The 16345-nt window shown below is 67.9% G+C and carries 19 protein-coding genes, 1 tRNA gene and 1 pseudogene; 15 read left to right on the top strand and 6 right to left on the bottom strand.

The annotated features are described in order from the left end of the window. Positions 1-11 precede the first annotated feature (11 nt). The 8 genes from DB31_RS25460 to DB31_RS25425 all read left to right on the top strand — a co-directional run bounded on the left by DB31_RS25460 (position 12) and on the right by DB31_RS25425 (position 5416). The gene (locus tag DB31_RS25460; protein WP_044192226.1) at positions 12-851 is read left to right on the top strand and encodes an alpha/beta hydrolase; all 840 of its coding nucleotides are present in this window, start codon (positions 12-14) and stop codon (positions 849-851) included. 53 nt (positions 852-904) lie between these two features. Beyond that, positions 905-1246: a bactofilin BacN gene (bacN, locus tag DB31_RS25455; RefSeq protein ID WP_044192224.1), complete on the top strand. Its 342-nt coding sequence runs from the start codon at positions 905-907 to the stop codon at positions 1244-1246. A gap of 57 nt (positions 1247-1303) precedes the next feature. Beyond that, on the top strand, positions 1304-1627 hold the full coding sequence (locus DB31_RS25450) for a bactofilin family protein (RefSeq protein WP_044192222.1): 324 nt from the start codon (positions 1304-1306) through the stop codon (positions 1625-1627). A 3-nt stretch (positions 1628-1630) separates the two neighbouring features. Then, positions 1631-2281, top strand: coding sequence for a bactofilin family protein (locus DB31_RS25445; protein WP_044192219.1), 651 nt, complete (start codon positions 1631-1633; stop codon positions 2279-2281). Between the two features lie 67 nt (positions 2282-2348). Next, positions 2349-3254: a ParB/Srx family N-terminal domain-containing protein gene (locus DB31_RS25440; RefSeq protein WP_044192216.1), complete on the top strand. Its 906-nt coding sequence runs from the start codon at positions 2349-2351 to the stop codon at positions 3252-3254. Beyond that, the gene (gene pyrE, locus DB31_RS25435; protein ID WP_044192214.1) at positions 3255-3821 is read left to right on the top strand and encodes an orotate phosphoribosyltransferase; all 567 of its coding nucleotides are present in this window, start codon (positions 3255-3257) and stop codon (positions 3819-3821) included. It abuts the gene before it with no gap. Next, positions 3818-4450: a hypothetical protein gene (locus DB31_RS25430; RefSeq protein ID WP_044192212.1), complete on the top strand. Its 633-nt coding sequence runs from the start codon at positions 3818-3820 to the stop codon at positions 4448-4450. The genes pyrE and DB31_RS25430 overlap by 4 nt, the downstream gene beginning before the upstream one ends. Positions 4451-4633: 183 nt before the next feature. Then, entirely contained in the window at positions 4634-5416 is a 783-nt protein-coding gene (locus DB31_RS25425) for a trypsin-like serine protease (RefSeq protein ID WP_075306194.1), read from the top strand. Between the two features lie 450 nt (positions 5417-5866). On the opposite strand, the gene DB31_RS25415 is transcribed toward DB31_RS25425, so the two are convergent. Genes DB31_RS25415 through nadB form a run of 3 tightly spaced genes read right to left on the bottom strand, consistent with a single transcriptional unit; the run spans position 5867 to position 8801 of the window. Further along, positions 5867-6460 carry an LOG family protein gene (locus DB31_RS25415; RefSeq protein ID WP_044192207.1) on the bottom strand — a complete coding sequence of 198 codons (594 nt, stop codon included), beginning with the start codon at positions 6458-6460 and terminating at the stop codon, positions 5867-5869. 1 nt (position 6461) lies between these two features. Next, on the bottom strand, positions 6462-7205 hold the full coding sequence (locus DB31_RS25410) for a rhomboid family intramembrane serine protease (protein WP_044192206.1): 744 nt from the start codon (positions 7203-7205) through the stop codon (positions 6462-6464). A 6-nt stretch (positions 7206-7211) separates the two neighbouring features. Beyond that, complete coding sequence (nadB, locus tag DB31_RS25405) at positions 7212-8801, bottom strand: L-aspartate oxidase (protein WP_044192203.1); 1590 nt, start codon at positions 8799-8801, stop codon at positions 7212-7214. A gap of 85 nt (positions 8802-8886) precedes the next feature. On the opposite strand from nadB, the gene DB31_RS25400 reads away from it, so the two are divergent. From DB31_RS25400 to DB31_RS25385, 4 genes are all read left to right on the top strand, one after another. Further along, positions 8887-9570, top strand: a complete 684-nt coding sequence (locus DB31_RS25400) for a lytic transglycosylase domain-containing protein (RefSeq protein ID WP_044192202.1) — start codon at positions 8887-8889, stop codon at positions 9568-9570. Next, positions 9527-11608, top strand: coding sequence for a tetratricopeptide repeat protein (locus DB31_RS25395; protein WP_044192200.1), 2082 nt, complete (start codon positions 9527-9529; stop codon positions 11606-11608). The genes DB31_RS25400 and DB31_RS25395 overlap by 44 nt, the downstream gene beginning before the upstream one ends. 12 nt (positions 11609-11620) lie before the next feature. After that, the gene (pgsA, locus tag DB31_RS25390; RefSeq protein ID WP_044192198.1) at positions 11621-12301 is read left to right on the top strand and encodes a CDP-diacylglycerol--glycerol-3-phosphate 3-phosphatidyltransferase; all 681 of its coding nucleotides are present in this window, start codon (positions 11621-11623) and stop codon (positions 12299-12301) included. 73 nt (positions 12302-12374) lie between these two features. Then, positions 12375-12449 (top strand) — tRNA-Gly (locus DB31_RS25385). Positions 12450-12478: 29 nt separating this feature from the next. Here the strand turns inward: DB31_RS25385 and DB31_RS25380 are convergent. Next, positions 12479-12721: pseudogene (locus DB31_RS25380) on the bottom strand (tyrosine-type recombinase/integrase); the annotation flags it as partial. Positions 12722-12869: 148 nt separating this feature from the next. Further along, positions 12870-13820 (bottom strand): hypothetical protein, encoded by a 951-nt coding sequence (locus DB31_RS25375; RefSeq protein WP_044192196.1) that lies wholly within the window; start codon positions 13818-13820, stop codon positions 12870-12872. A 245-nt stretch (positions 13821-14065) separates the two neighbouring features. Between DB31_RS25375 and DB31_RS25370 the strand changes: the two genes are divergently transcribed. Beyond that, positions 14066-14716, top strand: a complete 651-nt coding sequence (locus DB31_RS25370) for an SRPBCC family protein (RefSeq protein ID WP_044192195.1) — start codon at positions 14066-14068, stop codon at positions 14714-14716. Here DB31_RS25370 and DB31_RS25365 read toward each other — a convergent pair. Continuing rightward, a complete protein-coding gene (locus tag DB31_RS25365) occupies positions 14691-15056 on the bottom strand; it encodes a hypothetical protein (RefSeq protein WP_157232160.1) in 366 nt (121 codons plus the stop codon). The two genes, DB31_RS25370 and DB31_RS25365, sit on opposite strands and share 26 nt — an antisense overlap. 77 nt (positions 15057-15133) lie before the next feature. On the opposite strand from DB31_RS25365, the gene DB31_RS25360 reads away from it, so the two are divergent. Both DB31_RS25360 and DB31_RS25355 read left to right on the top strand, forming a co-directional pair. Then, positions 15134-15967, top strand: coding sequence for an alpha/beta fold hydrolase (locus tag DB31_RS25360; RefSeq protein ID WP_044192192.1), 834 nt, complete (start codon positions 15134-15136; stop codon positions 15965-15967). A 169-nt stretch (positions 15968-16136) separates the two neighbouring features. Continuing rightward, positions 16137-16325, top strand: coding sequence for a microviridin/marinostatin family tricyclic proteinase inhibitor (locus DB31_RS25355; protein WP_044192191.1), 189 nt, complete (start codon positions 16137-16139; stop codon positions 16323-16325). Positions 16326-16345: the final 20 nt, after the last annotated feature.

The following is a 16345-nucleotide window of genomic DNA, read 5'->3' as shown; positions in this document are numbered from 1 at the left end:
CCTGGCTCGCTATGGCGCGCCACGACGAGGGCTTCTTCACCGCGAAGGACCACCTCCGGCTGTTCTGGACGTTGGATCTGCCGGACACGCCTCCCCGCGCGCACGTCGCGGTGGCGCACGGCTATGCGGACCACATTGGCCGTTACCGCCCCGTCATCGACGCGCTGGTGGCTGACGGCTTCGCCGTCCACGGCTTCGACTACCGGGGCCACGGCCGCGCGGATGGGCGGCGGGGCTTCTGCGACAAGTGGCCGGACTACCTGGACGACATGGCCCTCTTCTGGGAGCGGGTGCGCAAGGCCGCGGGCGGCCAGAAGGCGTTCCTGCTCGGGCACAGCCACGGCGGGCTCATGGCGGCGCGGCTGGCGGAGAAGGGCGGCCTGGAGGGCGCGGCGGGCCTGGTGCTGTCAGCCCCCTACCTCAAACTGGCCATCGTTCCTCCCACCGCGAAGCTCATGGCGGCGAAGCTGGCCGGCAAGGTGATTCCGTGGCTGCCCATCCCCAACGAGCTCAAGCCCGAGCACCTCTCGCGGGATCCGGCCATCGTGAAGGCCACCTCCGAGGATCCGCTCTACATCCGCACCGTCACCCCGCGCTGGTTCATCGAGTCCACCCAGGCTCAGACGGAGGCGCTGGCCGAGGCCGTTCGGGTGACAGCACCCATTTTCATCTTCTGCGGATCCCACGACGGGGTGGCCGCTCCGGCGGCGGCCAGGTCCTTCTTCGAGACCGTGGGCTCCTCGGACAAGAAGTTCAAGGAGTATCCCGGCATGTTGCACGAGCCTCTCAACGAGGTGGGGCGCGAGGAAGTCTTCCGGGATATCTCCGGCTGGATCTCGGCGCATCTCTGACATAATCAGCACCGCGGTCTTCTCCGCGATTGGCGGTTTCCGAGGGTCACCGCATGGCACAGAGCGAAACGGGCATCATCGGCAAGGGCATCGTCATCAGGGGCAGCCTCACCGGCGGCGGCGATCTCGTCATCGAGGGGCGGGTGGAGGGGCAGATCGCCTTGAAGAACCACCTCACCATCGAGAGCACTGGCAAGGTCCAGGCGGACATCCGCGCCGAGGAGCTGACCATCAATGGCGAGGCCAGCGGCAACATCGACGCGTCAGCGCGTGTCTCCATCAACGCCTCGGCCAAGGTGGCCGGCGACATCAAAGCTCCGCGCGTCGTCATCGAGGACGGTGCCGTGTTCAACGGCTCCATCGAGATGGAAGTGAAGCTGCCGGACGACATCTAACGAGCCCCTGGCGAACAGGGACTTCGCAGCACAACCCTTCGGAGGGGTGCAACACTCATGGCGAACACGGTCATTGGTTCGAGCATCGTCATCGACGGGGAGATCTCCGGTGACGAGGATCTGGTCATCCAGGGAACGGTGAAGGGGAAGATCTCCCTCAAGGAGAGCCTCTTCGTAGAGGGCAGCGGCGTCGTCGAGGCGGACATCGAGACGCAGAACGTGGAGATCGCCGGCCGGGTGACGGGCAACATCGTCGCCAGCGACAAGGTCGAGCTCAAGCAGGACTGCCGCGTGGTGGGCGACATCAAGGCTCCGCGCATCCTCATTGCCGACGGCGCGTCCTTCAAGGGCAACGTCGACATGGATCAGAAGGAGCGCTGACCGGTGGCCATCGCTAAGGACGTTACCGGCTCGGCCGGGAACAACACGGTGGTGGGGCCCTCCATCCTCATCAGCGGCAAGCTGACGGGCGATGAGGACCTCACGGTCCGGGGCCGCGTCGAGGGTGAACTGACGCTCAGCAAGACCCTCATCGTGGAGACCACGGGCGTGGTGAAGGCGAACGTGGCGGTGAAGAACGCCATCGTCAGCGGCGTGGTGGTGGGCAACATCAACGCCACCGAGAGCGTGGAGCTGACCCGCGAGGGCCGCATGGTGGGCGACATTCGCGCCCCCCGCGTCATCATCGTGGATGGCGCCAGCTTCCGCGGTCGCGTGGACATGGGCGAGGTGGAGCCTGGACGGGTTCCGACCACCGCGCGCCCGACGATCACCCGGCCCACGGTTCGCCCGGCTCCCTCGGTGCCCGCGCGCCCCACGGCTCCCGTCGCGACTCGGGGCCGTCCGGTGCCGCCGCCGCCTCCTGCCGCCCGGCCGGCTGCCAAGCCCGTGCCGCCGCCCCCGCCTCCGCCCGCCGGTGCCGCCGCCGGGGGGCCTGCTGGGACGCCGGCCAAGGGAGAGCCCGCCGCCCCGGTTCCTCCGGTGGTAGGGGCTGGAGCAAAGAAGAAGGTCGTGGTGAAGAAGAAGGCCCGCTAGAACGGGCTCTCGCTGGGCCGCGCTGGTGATATGCGCGGTCCAGTGCCTGACCGAGCCAGGGGTGCCGATGGACGCCGAGAATAGGGTCGACGGAGAGGACGGGATGCCGGACGCGCAGGGAGAGTCGTCCCCAGCGCCGGCTCAGGGCGAAGGCGTGCCTTCGAGCCCCGAGCCTCATACCGAGCAGTCCCCGGGGCAGCCCATCCTGCTGGGCATGGGTGAGCCCGTGCCGGAGGCGCCTCCAGCGTCCGCGAGTGCGGCCGAGGGCGAGCAAGCCCAGGACGAAGAGGGTGAGGGCGAGGAGGGTGAGGGCGAAGAGGATGAGACGGAGCCCTCCGAGACCATCCCCGAGTTCACCCCACGCCTGATGGGCGAGGTGAGCTTGACCACGCTTCCCCTGGATCAAGTGCTTGGGGACTCCACCTTCCGGATGCGTCCGGAGGGGGAAATCACCCCGCTGGCCACGGACATCGCGCGCCTGGGGCAGCTCTTCCCGGTGGACGTGCGCCCCGTGGGCGAGGACCGCTACCAAATCCTCTGCGGATTCCGCCGTGTGGCGGCGCTGCGCTTCCTGAAGCGGGACAAGGTGCAGGCGCGCGTGCACCGGGGCATCTCGGACGAGGACTCGCTGCTGCTGGCGCTGGCGGCGGCCATCCACGCCAGCCCCGTGGACCGCGAGGAACTGGAGGCCCGCCGCGAGCAGCTCGAGGCCGAGGGCCGCCTGACGGCTCCCATCCGAGACATGCTGGAGAAGGCGCTGGCGACGGACGACGCGCTGGCCCCCGAGTCCACCGAGGAAGAAGTGGATGCGGACGAGCTGGCGGCGGACGCGGCGCAGCGGCTGGGCGCGCTGAACCAGGATCTGTCGCTGCTAGCGGACGTGTTCGCGTCCCTGGATGAGTCGCGCCGGGCGGAGCTGCTGATGCAGCTGCGGTACTCGGCGGAGCTGGTGGCCTACCTGGAGGGACTCTAGATGAACAGCGCGCTCGCTCGGGACCGGCAGCGGCTCTTGGAGCTGCTCACCGAGCGCTCCTTCGAGCGGCGCAAGGTGGTGCTCTCCTCCGGCAAGGAGTCGGACTTCTACATCGACTGCAAGCGCACGGCGCTGCTGGCCGAGGGACACTTCCTCATTGGCCGCCTGCTGCTGGACGTCATCACCCGCGAGGCTCCGCTCGCCGTGGGCGTGGGCGGGCTGACGCTGGGCGCTGATCCCATCGCCTCGGCGGTGAGCCTCACGAGCTACCTGGCGGGCACGCCGCTGGAGGCCTTCATCGTCCGCAAGGAGCCCAAGGGCCACGGCACGGGCCAGTGGATCGAGGGCCTGGCCGCGCTGGGGCAGCACGCGCCAGTGGCGATTGTGGAGGACGTGGTGACCACGGGCGCCTCCACGCTCAAGGCCATCGAGCGGGCGCACTCCGAGGGCCTGAAGGTGCTCGGGGCGTTCGCGCTGGTGGACCGGCTCGAGGGTGGACGCGAGGCTGTCGAGGCCTCGGGCCACCGGCTCTTTACGCTCTTCAACCGCAAGGACTTCATCCCGTGAAGAAGGGCCTCCGCGTCGCGGCACTGCTGGGGCTGCTCTCCGGCTGCACCACCACTCCTCCCACCATTGGCGATTCGGCACCGCAGCTGAACGACCGCCGGGCCGAGCAGGCGTACCAGGAACTCCTCGCGAAGTACTCGGATCGGGCGGAGATCTACGACGGCTTCGACACGCGCCTGTTCGCCGGGGCCACGTTCCAGTCGCTGGAGTTCCGCGAGGCGCGGGTGCGGCGGCAGAGCCAGTTCCAGATCCTCCCGAAGCCTCGGGTGGAGGAGATGCTGGCCAAGGAGCACACCGAGGAGGCGCAGTTCAACGAGTTCCACCTCGGGGTGCACCTCAACGATCACCGCTTCGAGGACTTCGCCGACCGCAAGCGCTCCATCTGGCGCGTCGTCATGGTGACGCCGCAGGGAGAGGTGGAGCCGCTGAGCGTGGAGCGCATTGGCCGGTCCAACCTGGACATGCGGGCCATGTACCCCTACCTGGGGGTGTTCTGGGTGGCCTACCGCGTGCGCTTCCCGAAGGTGAAGCAGGACGGCACGCCCATCATCCCCGAGAATGTCTCGTACGTGACGCTGCGGCTGGCCTCCACGCTGGGCCATGTCGAGCTGCGCGTCCACGCGCGCTGAGACATGCGGTGCTCTCGCAGACTGGCCGCCGTGCTCCTGGGGCTCTGGGGGTTGGCGGCAGGATGCGGCCGGTGCTCACCGCCTCCGGCTTCTGTCCAAGGGACCCGTCCGGGCGCTAACCTGGACGGAGGTTCGGAGGAGGACGGTGGCCTCCCCGCCAGCGAGCTGGGGTGGAGTCGGCCGGTGGATACGCGGCTGTTTCAGCTGGCCGGCGAAAAGGATGACAGCAACCGCTATCCGTTTGCCGTCATGGTCAAGACCCGTGCACCCATGGAGGCAGGAGTGCAGGGGGAATGCAGCGGTGTGCTCATCAGCCCCAATCTCGTGCTGACGGCAGGGCATTGCGTATGTGTCCGGCGCAAGGGTGTTACCCCAGATTCAGAGGCACGCTTTGTCATCGATGGTTCTGCGTGTAGCGAGAAAGCGGCGGTGGTCGTCGTCAACTATGAGAAGAGTGCAGGCCAGCGCGGTGCTGTCCTGACCACCCGGACGCAGCTAGTCAGGGGCGATGTCCGGCCTCATCCGAAGCTCCAGGTCGTGGTGGACAGCCAAGGCAAGGTCGTGTCGAGCGAGGCCGATCTGGCGACGGTGGTCCTGAGCCAGCGAGTCGAGGGGACGGACGTCCCGCGTCTGGCGGAGGTTGAAGCCAAGGAGGGTGAAATCGTCGTCGTCGTCAGTTACGGCTATGACGAAGTCCTGGGCGGCCTCGAAGGACAACGGCGATTCAAGGCCTTCAAGGCCGTACGAGTTCTGTCTTCAGAGCCGGGGCAGTTCGTGTTCGAACAACCGGACCGAGGGCTCTTCAAAGGCGATAGCGGTGGGCCCGTTCTCGTTGTTCATGAGGGCAAGTCTCGCCTCGGTGGAATTTCAACGGCCGCTTTGGGGGAGGAGGCCACGTTTGTGAGCACTTACTTCCACCGAGACTGGATTGCAGCGGAGTTGGAGCGCGCCAGGCGGCTTGAGTAGCCTCCTGAAGGAGAGGGGCCCGATGCACGGTTCCTGGGAGTCTCTGGTGCTCATGGTGTTGCTCCTGGCGTGCGGCAGCCGCTTGGCCCATGAGCCGGTCTCTGTGGAGGGGGAGAGAATCCGTGTCCTGTGGGGTATGGCTACTTCGAGGAGGACCGTCAGCGAATCGGCGAGCGCCGCTTCGGGCCGAACTCCGTGACTGCGGTGGATAGGGAGAAGTTTCAGTTCGGAAGACCAGGCTCTCACCTGATGCCGGCGGACAGTGGGGGCGCCTGCATCCGTGAGACCTCCCGTGGGCCCGAGTTGGTAGGGGTGATGGTCTCAGGTGGGGCCCCAGCCAAGAGTTCCTCGACGTGCATGAACACGTACTCCCGTCTTGTGCAGGACTGGTTGAAGCAGGAACTCAAGTTGGCTGGAGACCCACTCGAGCTGTGAGGCAGGCCCCCTGTCTCACGTCTCGTCGGTCCGGCGAATCCACTTCTCCGTCACCTGCATCGTCGGTCCGGCCGCGAGCCGGTCCATGAGCTCGGTCACCGAGGCGCTCACGGCGTAGGGCCGGGCCTGTGCCTCGGGGATGAAGCCGTCCTCCACGCCCCTGAGCACCATGGACACCAGCGGCTGGAAGTAGCCGCCCACGTCCAGGAGCCCAATGGGTTTGGTGTGCAGGCCCAACTGCCCCCAGGTGATGACCTCGAACAGCTCGTCGAAGGTGCCAAAGCCGCCGGGCAGGGCGATGAAGGCGTCCGCGCGCTTGACCATGAGCGCCTTGCGCTCGTGCATGGAGTTCACCAGGTGCAGCTCGTGCAGCCCCACGTGGCCAATCTCCCGCTGCTGCAGGCTGACGGGGAGCACGCCCACCGCCCGGCCTCCACCCGCCAGGGTGGCATCCGCCACGGCACCCATGAGGCCCACACTGGCGCCTCCATAGATGAGCGTGAGCTTGCGGCGTGCCAGCTCCTCGCCGAGCGCCTTGGCCGCGGCGAGGAACTCGGGGCGGGCGCCCGGGCGGGAGCCGCAGAAGACACAGACGGTTTTCAGTTCCACGTCAGAACCCCCAGTGACGCTCCGGGTGAGCGGCGAACACCGCCACCACGCCGGTGATGAAGAGGATGAGCGGGAGCGCCTTGTTGTAGACGGGCCCTCCCAGCCGCAGGGCCACGCCACACGGCAGGCCGAAGAGGAAGCCGCCCAGGTGCCCCGCCCAGCTCACGCCGGGCAGCAGGCTGATGACCACCACCTGGATCAGCCACACGCCCAGCTCCTTGCGGCCCTGATCGGTGGCGATGGGGAGCATGGCCCCCGCCCAGCCGAGGATCATCCCCGAGGCCCCCACCATGGGCACCTCGAAGTTGAAGATGAGGGCGAAGGCGGAGGAGCCCAGGGCCGTGACGGCGCACAGGCCCAGGAAGCGCAAGCTGCCGATGGCACGCTCCAGCATGAAGCCCAGCGTGTAGACGACGGACATGTTGAAGAGCAGGTGGATGGGGCTGCCGTGCGCGAAAACGCAGCTGAGCATCCGCCAGTACTCGCCCTGCTGCACGAGCGGCCCATAGAGCGCCAGCGGCATCCCCAGGCGAGCCAGCTCGAGCCCGTCCGCCTTCTGGGAGAGCGCGGGCAGCATCTGGGCCCGGCCCGCGAAGTACAGGATGACGGCGCCCACCAGCACCGTGCCGCACACCACCGGCCAGCGCTGCCGGGGCTGCTCCTGGGGCTCCTGGGGCTCTGGCGGAGGCTGCCCGGGCCCGGGAGAGGGAGACGGATCGTCAAGAATGCGAGGGTCGCGGACCATCAGGCCTCAGAGCTCCCGGGAGACGACAGTGTCGCGCTTCCAGTGGTGATCATCCGTGTTCGGGTAGTCGAGCGTGAAGTGCAGGCCTCGGCTCTCCTTGCGGCGGCTGGCGCAGTCGACGATGAGGTGGGCCACGTCCGCGATGTTGCGCAGCTCGATGACGTCCCGGGTCACCTTGAAGCGCCAGTAGTAGTCGCGGATCTCCTCGCGCAGCAGATCCAGCCGGCGCCGGGCGCGCATCAGCCGCTTGTCCGTGCGGACGATGCCCACGTAGTTCCACATGAGGCGGCGGATCTCGTCCCAGTTGTGGGTGACGACGACGCTCTCGTCCGAGTCCACCGCGCTGCCCGGATCCCACTCCGGCGGCTCCTGCTGAGGCGCGCCGAGCGAGCGGATCTCCTCGGCCGTCGCCTGGGCGGCCCGGTGGCCGAACACCAGCCCCTCGAGCAGCGAGTTCGAGGCCAGCCGGTTGGCCCCGTGCAGGCCCGTGGAGGCCACCTCGCCAATGGCGTACAGGCCCGCCACCGAGGTGCGGCCGGACAAGTCCGTCACCACGCCGCCGCACATGTAGTGGGCCGCGGGCACCACGGGGATGGGCTGCACGGCCATGTCGATGTTGAAGGCCTTGCAGGTGGCGTAGATGTTGGGGAAGCGCTCGGTGAGGAAGGCGCGGCCCAGGTGCGTCATGTCCAGGAAGACGCAGTCATCGCCCGTGCGCTTGAGCTCCGCGTCGATGGCGCGGGCCACCACATCGCGCGGCGCCAGCGCCCCCATCGGGTGGTAGCGCTCCATGAACGCCTGCCCGTTGCGCAGCCGCAGCTTGCCGCCCTCACCGCGCAGGGCCTCGCTGATCAGGAAGCTCTTGGCCTCCGGGTGGTACAGGCACGTGGGGTGGAACTGGTAGAACTCCATGTTGGCCACCTGCGCGCCCGCCCGGTACGCCATGGCCACCCCGTCCCCCGTCGCCACGTCCGGGTTCGAGGTGTACAGGTACACCTTGCCTGCTCCGCCCGTGGCCAGCACCGTCACCTTGCCCAGGAACGTCTCGATGTGGCCGTTCTCCAGCAGCGCGTAGGTGCCCAGGCACCGGCTGGCCCGCCCCGGGCTCGGGCGCCGATCGAGGATCAGATCGATGGCCGCCGTGTTCTGGAAGAAGGTGATGTTCTTCTGCTCGTCACACGCGGCGATGAGCGCGCGCTGCACCTCGCGGCCTGTAATGTCGCCGGCGTGGATGATGCGCCGGGCGGAGTGGCCACCCTCGCGCGTCAGGTCGAACTCGCCCGAGGTGCTCCGGTTGAACTCCGCCCCGAGCGCCACCAGCTCGCGGATGCGGTCCGGCCCCTCGCGCACCGTCACCTCCACTGCGTCCTGGTGGTTGAGGCCCGCGCCTGCCACCAGGGTGTCCTCGACGTGGGACTCGAAGGTGTCCGTAGGGGCCAGCACGCTGGCGATGCCCCCCTGGGCGTATTGCGTGTTGCTCTCGTAGCGCTCACGCTTGGTGAGAATGGCGACCGAACCGTGCCGAGCTGCTTGGAGGGCGAACGAGAGGCCGGCGACGCCGCCCCCCAGAACGAGAAAATCGAAGCGCTGGGGCATGGCCCACAGCCTTAATGGCTGTAAGTGCTGGAAACAAGGCGTTTTCTTGAGGACTTTCGGCTGGCCGTCTAAGGTTTGGGGGCCGATGCGTCCCACCCTCGCCGTCCTGACAGCCCTGCTGATGTTCCCCGTGGCGGCCTCGGCCTCCGAGGGCATCTACCGGTACGTGGAGAAGGACGGGACCATCATCTATACGAACGTGCCTCCGCCCGGGGGCAAGCGGGCCAAGAAGCTCAAGGGCACCTTCACCGCGGCCCAGGCCCCCGCAGCTCCGGTGCGCGGCCGTGCCAGCATCCCCTCGGGGCTGGATCCGCACATCGTCACCGCCTCCAAGCGCTACAAGGTCCCCGCTCCGCTGGTGCGGGCCATCATGCACGCGGAGAGCAACTTCGACGCGAACGCCGTGTCTCCCAAGGGCGCCTGCGGGCTGATGCAGCTGATGCCCGCCACGGCCACGGAGATGTACGTCAAGGACATCTTCGACGAGAAAGAGAACATCGAAGGAGGGGTGAGGTACCTGCGGGTGCTCGCCAATCAGTTCGAGGGGGACATGGTGAAGATGATCGCCGCGTACAACGCGGGCCCGGATGCGGTCCGCAAGTACAAGGGGAACATCCCGCCGTACGAGGAGACGCAGGAGTACGTGCGCAAGGTCCTCCAGCTCTACTACCACTACAAAGAGCGCGAGCGGCTCGCCCAGAACGAGCCCCGCGAAGCGAGCAGCGATGGCGACGACGCGAGCGACGGGGCGGGAGACGACCCCCGTTGACGACGAGTTCCTGAACCTCCTGTACCGGGGAGGGGAACTGCTGGCTGCGGGCAAGGTGATCGAGGCCAAGGATTTCCTCGAGCGCGCCTACGCAATGCAGCCGAAGAACGAGAAGGCGCAGAACCTGCTCGGGCTGACGTACTTCAAGCTGGGGCAGTTCGACCGGGCCGCCGAGCTCTATGAGCAGCTGGTGCGCGACAACCCGGTGGACGCCACGCTGCGGGTGAACCTGGGCCTCGTGTACCTGAAGACGAACGCACTGAAGCGCGCGGTGCGCGAGTTCGAGGTGGCGGTGGACTTGTCGCCCGAGCACCAGAAGGCGCACAACTACCTGGGGCTGGCGCTGGCGCAGGCAGGCGAGTACGGCCGGGCGCGCGAGCACTTCCTGCTGGCCGGCAGCGACGCCATGGCGGAGAAGATGGCGCGGACCATCGCGGGCGAGGGCTTCAGCCGGCCCACGCCGGCGCCGGTGGCCAAGGCGCGAGGCTCCGCGGAGCTCGAGGGCTCCGAGGGCGGACGGGAGCAGGGCGGGGCGCCGGTGCGCGAGGCGCCGCCTCCACCCCAGATTCCCCCAGTCGAGGAGATCTCCGTCACGGAGGAGGAGCCTGCGCAGGCTGTGGCGCCTGTGGAGTCTCAGCCTTCGCAGGAGCCGGTGGCCGAGGCCGCGCCTGGGGTGGCATCTCCGCAGCCTCCTCCCTCAGCGCCGCTGGCCGCCGAAGAGGACTGGGGCGCGCAGTTCGGGCTGGATGAGTCGCAACCGGCCGAGGACGCAGCGGCTGCCGAGGCGCAGGCTGCGGGCTCGGCGTATGGGGTTTCCGCCTCGGCGAGCGAGATTCCCGAGGCGACCGAGGTGGAGTTCTCCGGCGCCGAGGGCCCGGTGGTGGCCACCTCCAACGCGTCCTCGCAGGCTGCGGCCGAGGATTTTCCCATCACCGAGGAGGTTCCGCCCGAGGTATCCGTGGCCCCGGCGCCAGTAGCGCCTCTTGAGGCAGAGCCGGAGATGCCGGTGCTGCCCATCGAGGAGCTCACGCTGGACGGGCTGCCGGAGCTGACGGCGGAGCCCGAGAACCCGGAGGATCTGGCCGCCATCGCGCAGCACGAGGAGCAGCCTGCGGACAGGACGCAGGTGGCCGCGGAGGCGGCTGCTCCGGTGGAGGCTCCTGCTGAGGCTTCGGTGGAAGCCCTTGCTGAAGCTTCGGTGGAGGCGCCCCTGGAGGCTCCGCCGCAGCCGCTCGTGGAGGAGGTGGCTGCGGAGACGCCGCAAGCTCAGGAGTCCGAGGTCTCGGCGCAGGCGCCTGTGCCTGCCGAGGTGCCTGCTGCGGCGGTGGTCTCGGTGCCCCCTGAGCCGGGGGCCGGGCGGGTCCCAGCAGGGCGGGGCTTCCGGCGAGAGGGGGAAGTGCCGCTCCTGGGGGAGTTCGCTCCGGCGATGGCTCTTGGAGGCGCCAACGCGGAGACTCCCTTCACGGTGGGCGCGGGAGGGCTGGCGGCGCGGGTGGAGGGAGAACTGCTCACACGGCTGGAGGGGCTGGTGGCCTTCACGGGACAGCTGCTGTTCCAGCCGGAGATGAAGCGGTTCCGGGGGCGGATGACGGACAAGCCCTTTGGGGACGGCTTCGCGCGGATGGTGCGGGCCACGGGGCGGGGGACGCTCTTCATCGAGCCGGGGGAGAAACGGACCTTCCAGGCGATCGATCTCGGCGACGAGTCGGCGTACTTCCGGGACGAGTGCGTGTTCGCCTTCGAGGAGCCGGTGATGTTCGAGAACGGCCGGGTGCCCTCGGACGTGGCGCCGGACCTGGACCTGGTGCACCTGCGGGGCAACGGGAAGGTGCTGCTGAACCTGGCGGGGCCACTGCGCTCGGTGCCGGTGACGCAGGAGGAGCCGGCCACGGTGCCGTTGACGCACTTGGTGGGGTGGCAGGGGAGCCTGACGCCGAGGGTGGTCTCGCTCCTGCAGGGGGCGGAAGGTGAGATCTTGAAGACAGCCGTGGAGCTGAGCGGCGAAGGATTTGCCCTGCTCTGCCTCCCAGTCCGCTAGAACGGGGGGCCCATGGACCGAGCGACCAGGAAGCAGCGGAAGAAGGAGGAGCGGGCGAAGCGCCGGGCCTCGCGCAAGCCGAGCGTGCTGGTCCAGGAGTTCTGGAACCTGCCCAACATGCTGACGCTGGGGCGGATCCTGCTGATTCCCGTCTTCGTGGTGTTCACGTCCGACGGGGACCCGTTCTACTCGCTGATGGCGGCGGTGGTGTTCGCGGTGGCCTCCATCACGGACGTGGTGGACGGGTACCTGGCGCGCAAGTGGAACCTCATCACGGTGGTGGGGAAGTTCATGGACCCACTGGCCGACAAGCTCATCGTGATGGCTGCGCTGGTGATGATGGTGCGGCTGGGGCGGATTGCGGCCTGGGTGGTCATCGTCCTGCTGGCGCGGGAGCTGATTGTCAGCGGCCTGAGGACCATCGCGGCGAGCGAGGGCATGGTCATCGCGGCGGGGCAGGAGGGGAAGTGGAAGACGAGCCTCCAACTGGTGGGGGTGATTTCACTGTGCGTTCACTACGTTCACCCGTTGGACTTGGGGTGGGAGGTGGTGACGGTGGACTACAACAAGGTGGGGAAGGTGTTGGTGTACCTGTCGGGGGCATTCTCGGTGTGGAGCGCGGTGGTGTACTTCCGGGCGTTCCTCTCCATGCTGGCCAGGCGAGGAGGAGGAACCGACGCACAGAATGCTTGACGGTGCCGAGGCGGGTCGGTATATCCGCCCTCGCTTCGACGGTGCGGCGACGCAGTCGGCGGGGCAGACAGATGCGGGAATAGCTCAGCGGTAGAGCATCGCCTTGCCAAGGCGAGGGTCGAGGGTTCAAATCCCTTTTCCCGCTCCAATTTTAGAAGTCCAAGCGGCCGGAATCCTTCAACAAAGGGTTCCGGCCGCTGGCGTTTCAGGCGTCATGTGTCCCGTATGGACCCTGGCGGGGCTTGGCGTGTCGAGCACGTGCACGGCATCCCGCTTCACGTCCGGGCTCAGGTGCGCGTAGCGCATGGTCATGTCGATGGTAGCGTGGCCGAGCAGCTCCTGGACGGCCTTGAGCGCCACTCCGCGCATGACGAGATGGGACGCGAAGCTGTGCCGGAGATCGTGCCACCCGAGCCGCTGCGCCTCTGCGTGCACCAGGCCAAGGAGGGCAGGCCTGATTCATAGTCAGGGGCTGCAGAGAGAGGTACGAGCACCCCGGACTGCTGGGGCTGTTGGTGATGGGCTACTTCCTCACATAGACCTCGCTCTCCACGTTCGGCGAGAAGGATCACGTGGGCTCGGGCTGGAGCAGCAGCACTTGCTGCCCGTCGGGGCCGCGCGGGGCGCCAGTGATGAAGTACTTCCGCGTAGACTTCTCGCCGGTGAGTACCAGCACGTCATGCTCCACCCTCCAGTGGCCCTGGTCCTTGTCGGTGCCGAACTTGATGGCGCCGACCTGCCCTGAGCCGCCAGTGAACGAGTACGTGTAGGTGTGGTCGTCGTTGAAGGTGAAGTCGACGGCGCGCGCCACCGCGGTCATCGAGGTCGCTCCGGTGACGGTGTTGATCCACTGCGCGGTATGGGTGTCGCCGAACGCGAACTGGCCAGTCACCTCATCATCGGAGGCGAGCGACCCGCCGGTGGGGCTGCCCTGGACAGTGGCGAGCAACTCCTCGACGAAGACGTGCGTCCTCGGGAAGGAGAAGAGGATGATCATCTGGGAACCCATCGCCGTGGTGTCGCAGCCCTGCACGACGAGGAATGGCTCGAGGCGATCATCGGCCTCGACGAGGTAGAGGCTCACTGTCACCGGTTCGGGGTTTCCAGGCCTCAGCAGCCGCGCGCGGCCGAAGTGCGCGCGGGCTCCGTTGGACACGAAGCGACGCTGCACGAGCGGTGCGTGGACCTGCTCATAGGCGTCGCTGAGCAGCTTCAGCCACAGCGCAGAGAGCTTCTCGTCGGCGCCCTCGAGCCCCGCGATGGGAGGCAGCCGTCGCACGTCGACCCAGTACAATTCGGTGTCGTCACGCTGCTCGCGACGCCAGTGGTCTTCGCCCGCCTTCTGGAACGACGCGGGTGGCGCGAAGGTGAAGCCTGCGCCTCCGATCGCGCGCGGTCCCGTTGGGGCAGTCTCTTCGCCGCCCAGAAGCCCAAGAGCCAGAGTGCCGAAGCAGCAGGTGACGCTCAGTCCGACGAGTGCCGCCGTCACTGCAAGGGTGATCTTCACGCCCTTCGTCATGGACGGACACTATCTGAGCGGGTGTCGGCCTCGCTATGTTCGGCACGTACCCTCTGGCGGCGTTCACGGGGGGCCGGCCGTCGGCTTTGGGGGGCCTGTATCGCCCTGGAGGGGCCTTGGCGGAGCTCGGTGGGTCGAGCACGCCCCTCTCGGTGGTGTGCAGGTGCCCCCCCCTTGTGGGTAGGGCGCTCATCGCCATATGACGCGCTCGTCTCGCAGCGCCCCGCTTCACTCAAGGACCCCTCATGCTCAAGAAGATCCTCATTAGCCTCGGTGTCGTCATCGTCGGTTTCGTGGGCTTCGTCTCCACCCGTCCGGACACGTTTACCGTGCAGCGCACGGCCAAGATCCAGGCATCACCGGAGTTCGCGTTCGCGCTGGTGAATGACTTCCACCACTGGAACGAGTGGTCTCCGTGGGATGCCATGGATGCGAACATGAAGCGCACCTTCGAGGGAGCTGCGGGCATCGGCGCGAAGTACGGCTGGGTCGGCAATGATCAAGTGGGCGAGGGGCGGATGACGATCGAGGAGAGCAAGCCGAACGAACTCGTCCGCATCAAGCTGGAGTTCCTCAAGCCGATGGAGACCGCCAGCACGACCACCTTCGAGTTCAAGCCGGAAGAGGCAGGCTCCTTGGTGACGTGGCGCATGGAGGGCAACCACAACTTCATCAGCAAGGCCATGTGCGTGTTCATGGACATGGACACGATGGTCGGCGGGGACTTCGAGAAGGGCCTGGCCAGCATGAAGAAGGTGGCCGAGGCTGAGGCGACCAAGCGCAACGAGGAGCGGATGGCGGCGGAGAAGGCGGCGGCGGAGAAGGCGGCGGCGGCAGCTGCGTCGGCCAATCCCGCTCCTGCGGCCGGGGCTACCGCAGCGACTCCCACGCCGTAGTCACGCGCACGAGACCTGGCGAGCGTCCACTCCACTCGGAGGACGTTGGTGAGGGCACGGGCGAGGGTGCCACCACTGCTGGCTGGGGGGTGTTCACCACCGGCTTGGGAGCCTTCAAGGTGAGCACCAGCTCCAGCGGCCCGTGCCCTGGCCAGGCCCGCCGCGCCTGGATGGCATCCCGCAGATCCTCCGCGGTGCAGTCCGCGAAGGCCTTCGTCAGCCTCAGCCCGCATCGCCGCGGCACCTCGATGGGCGTCTGGCCCGGCTCTGCGCTCGCGGCTGACGCGTCAAACCCGCCAGTAAAGCTCCACGAGCAAGCGGACGCTGTGACAGGCTTCATCCGAAGGCTGTGGCGCGCGTCACAGTCCCTCGTGGCGCCTGTCCTCGTTGCTGGTTACAGTCCGTGCACCCCTCGAGATGAGCCCTCCCTTCGTTCTGGATGACTGGGGTGGCACCGGCCCGGTGCTCCACCTTGCCCACGCCAACGGCTTCCCGTCGGGCACCTACCGCAAGCTCATCGAGCGCCTCACGCCGCGCTACCACGTCTTCACCCTCCGCGGACGCTGGCTCATGCCCGAGTCCAACCCCCGGTCCATGCGCGCCTGGGATGACATGGCCGAAGATCTGGCTCAGGCCCTGCTCGCGCGCGGACTCAAGGGCGTGGTGGGCGTGGGACACAGCATGGGTGGGGTGGCCACGCTGCTCGCTTCCGTGAAGCACCCCCAGCTCTTCCGGGCCGTGGTGGCGCTGGATCCGGTGCTCGTCACCGGCAAGCGGCTGCTCCTGCTCCACGCGCTCACGCTGCTCGGGCTGCGCAGCCGGATCCCTCCCGCAAGCCTCGCCCGGCGCCGCCGGGACACCTGGAACTCCCGCGAGGAGGCCGCCGCGAGCTACCGCAAGAAGCCTCTCTTCGCGCGGTTCGATCCCGAGTGCTTCCAGGACTACATCACCCACGGGCTCACCGAGGCTCCGGGGGGAGGACTCCGCCTCACCATCCCCAAGGCCTGGGAGGCCCGCATCTTCGAGACGTCTCCGCGCGCCGTCTGGCGCCAACTTCGCTCCGTCCCCGTGCCAGCGCTCGTGCTGCGCGGAGGCGACTCGGACACGCTCACCCCCGAGGCCCTGGAGCGCGTTCAGCGCACCCTCCCGCGAGGACAGAGCGGCGTACTCCCAGGCACCACCCACCTGTTCCCGCTGGAGCAGCCCGAGGTGTGTGCCACGCGCATCCTGGCGTTCCTCGACACCCTGTAGCGCCTCTCGTGAGCGCCGCCTCCACTGCTGTCCAGGCAGGGGACCGCACACCGGAGCGCCTGCCGTAACAACCCAAATCCGCCGTGTCGGTCTCTCCGAGGACTGGGGCTCTGCCAGAGAGCAGGTCCTCGTAACGCCGCCTGATGCCAAGGCGGCAAGGAGGCCGCACATGAAGAAGAACGCCACGGACGGGGCACCGCAGGAGGGCCGCAAGCCCTTCTTCGCGCGCTTGCTGGAATCGCAGGAGCTCGAGCAGGCCGCGGGTGGCTCCACCCGCGTCACCCTGAAGTACCCCTCGGATGGGGACGAGCACTACACCCTCAAGTACCCATCCGATCGGGACGAGTACTGCTACTAGCCGCCCGAACCCCACCCTGG

It is taken from the genome of Hyalangium minutum, from assembly GCF_000737315.1.
In the GTDB taxonomy this organism is placed as follows: Bacteria; Myxococcota; Myxococcia; order Myxococcales; family Myxococcaceae; genus Hyalangium; species Hyalangium minutum.
This window is presented reverse-complemented; position numbering and strand designations above follow the sequence as displayed.

Bases quoted from the DNA above. Each gene is read 5' to 3' on its own strand.
- DB31_RS25450 (WP_044192222.1), top strand. From the start codon at position 1,304: ATGGCGAACACGGTCATTGGTTCGAGCATCGTCATCGACGGGGAGATC.
- pyrE (WP_044192214.1), top strand. From the start codon at position 3,255: ATGAACAGCGCGCTCGCTCGGGACCGGCAGCGGCTCTTGGAGCTGCTC.
- DB31_RS25410 (WP_044192206.1), bottom strand. From the start codon at position 7,205: ATGGTCCGCGACCCTCGCATTCTTGACGATCCGTCTCCCTCTCCCGGG.
- DB31_RS25355 (WP_044192191.1), top strand. From the start codon at position 16,137: ATGAAGAAGAACGCCACGGACGGGGCACCGCAGGAGGGCCGCAAGCCC.
- DB31_RS25375 (WP_044192196.1), bottom strand. From the start codon at position 13,820: ATGACGAAGGGCGTGAAGATCACCCTTGCAGTGACGGCGGCACTCGTC.
- DB31_RS25460 (WP_044192226.1), top strand. From the start codon at position 12: ATGGCGCGCCACGACGAGGGCTTCTTCACCGCGAAGGACCACCTCCGG.
- pgsA (WP_044192198.1), top strand. From the start codon at position 11,621: ATGGACCGAGCGACCAGGAAGCAGCGGAAGAAGGAGGAGCGGGCGAAG.
- DB31_RS25360 (WP_044192192.1), top strand. From the start codon at position 15,134: ATGAGCCCTCCCTTCGTTCTGGATGACTGGGGTGGCACCGGCCCGGTG.
- DB31_RS25440 (WP_044192216.1), top strand. From the start codon at position 2,349: ATGGACGCCGAGAATAGGGTCGACGGAGAGGACGGGATGCCGGACGCG.
- DB31_RS25365 (WP_157232160.1), bottom strand. From the start codon at position 15,056: ATGAAGCCTGTCACAGCGTCCGCTTGCTCGTGGAGCTTTACTGGCGGG.
- DB31_RS25370 (WP_044192195.1), top strand. From the start codon at position 14,066: ATGCTCAAGAAGATCCTCATTAGCCTCGGTGTCGTCATCGTCGGTTTC.
- bacN (WP_044192224.1), top strand. From the start codon at position 905: ATGGCACAGAGCGAAACGGGCATCATCGGCAAGGGCATCGTCATCAGG.
- DB31_RS25395 (WP_044192200.1), top strand. From the start codon at position 9,527: ATGGCGACGACGCGAGCGACGGGGCGGGAGACGACCCCCGTTGACGAC.
- DB31_RS25400 (WP_044192202.1), top strand. From the start codon at position 8,887: ATGCGTCCCACCCTCGCCGTCCTGACAGCCCTGCTGATGTTCCCCGTG.
- nadB (WP_044192203.1), bottom strand. From the start codon at position 8,801: ATGCCCCAGCGCTTCGATTTTCTCGTTCTGGGGGGCGGCGTCGCCGGC.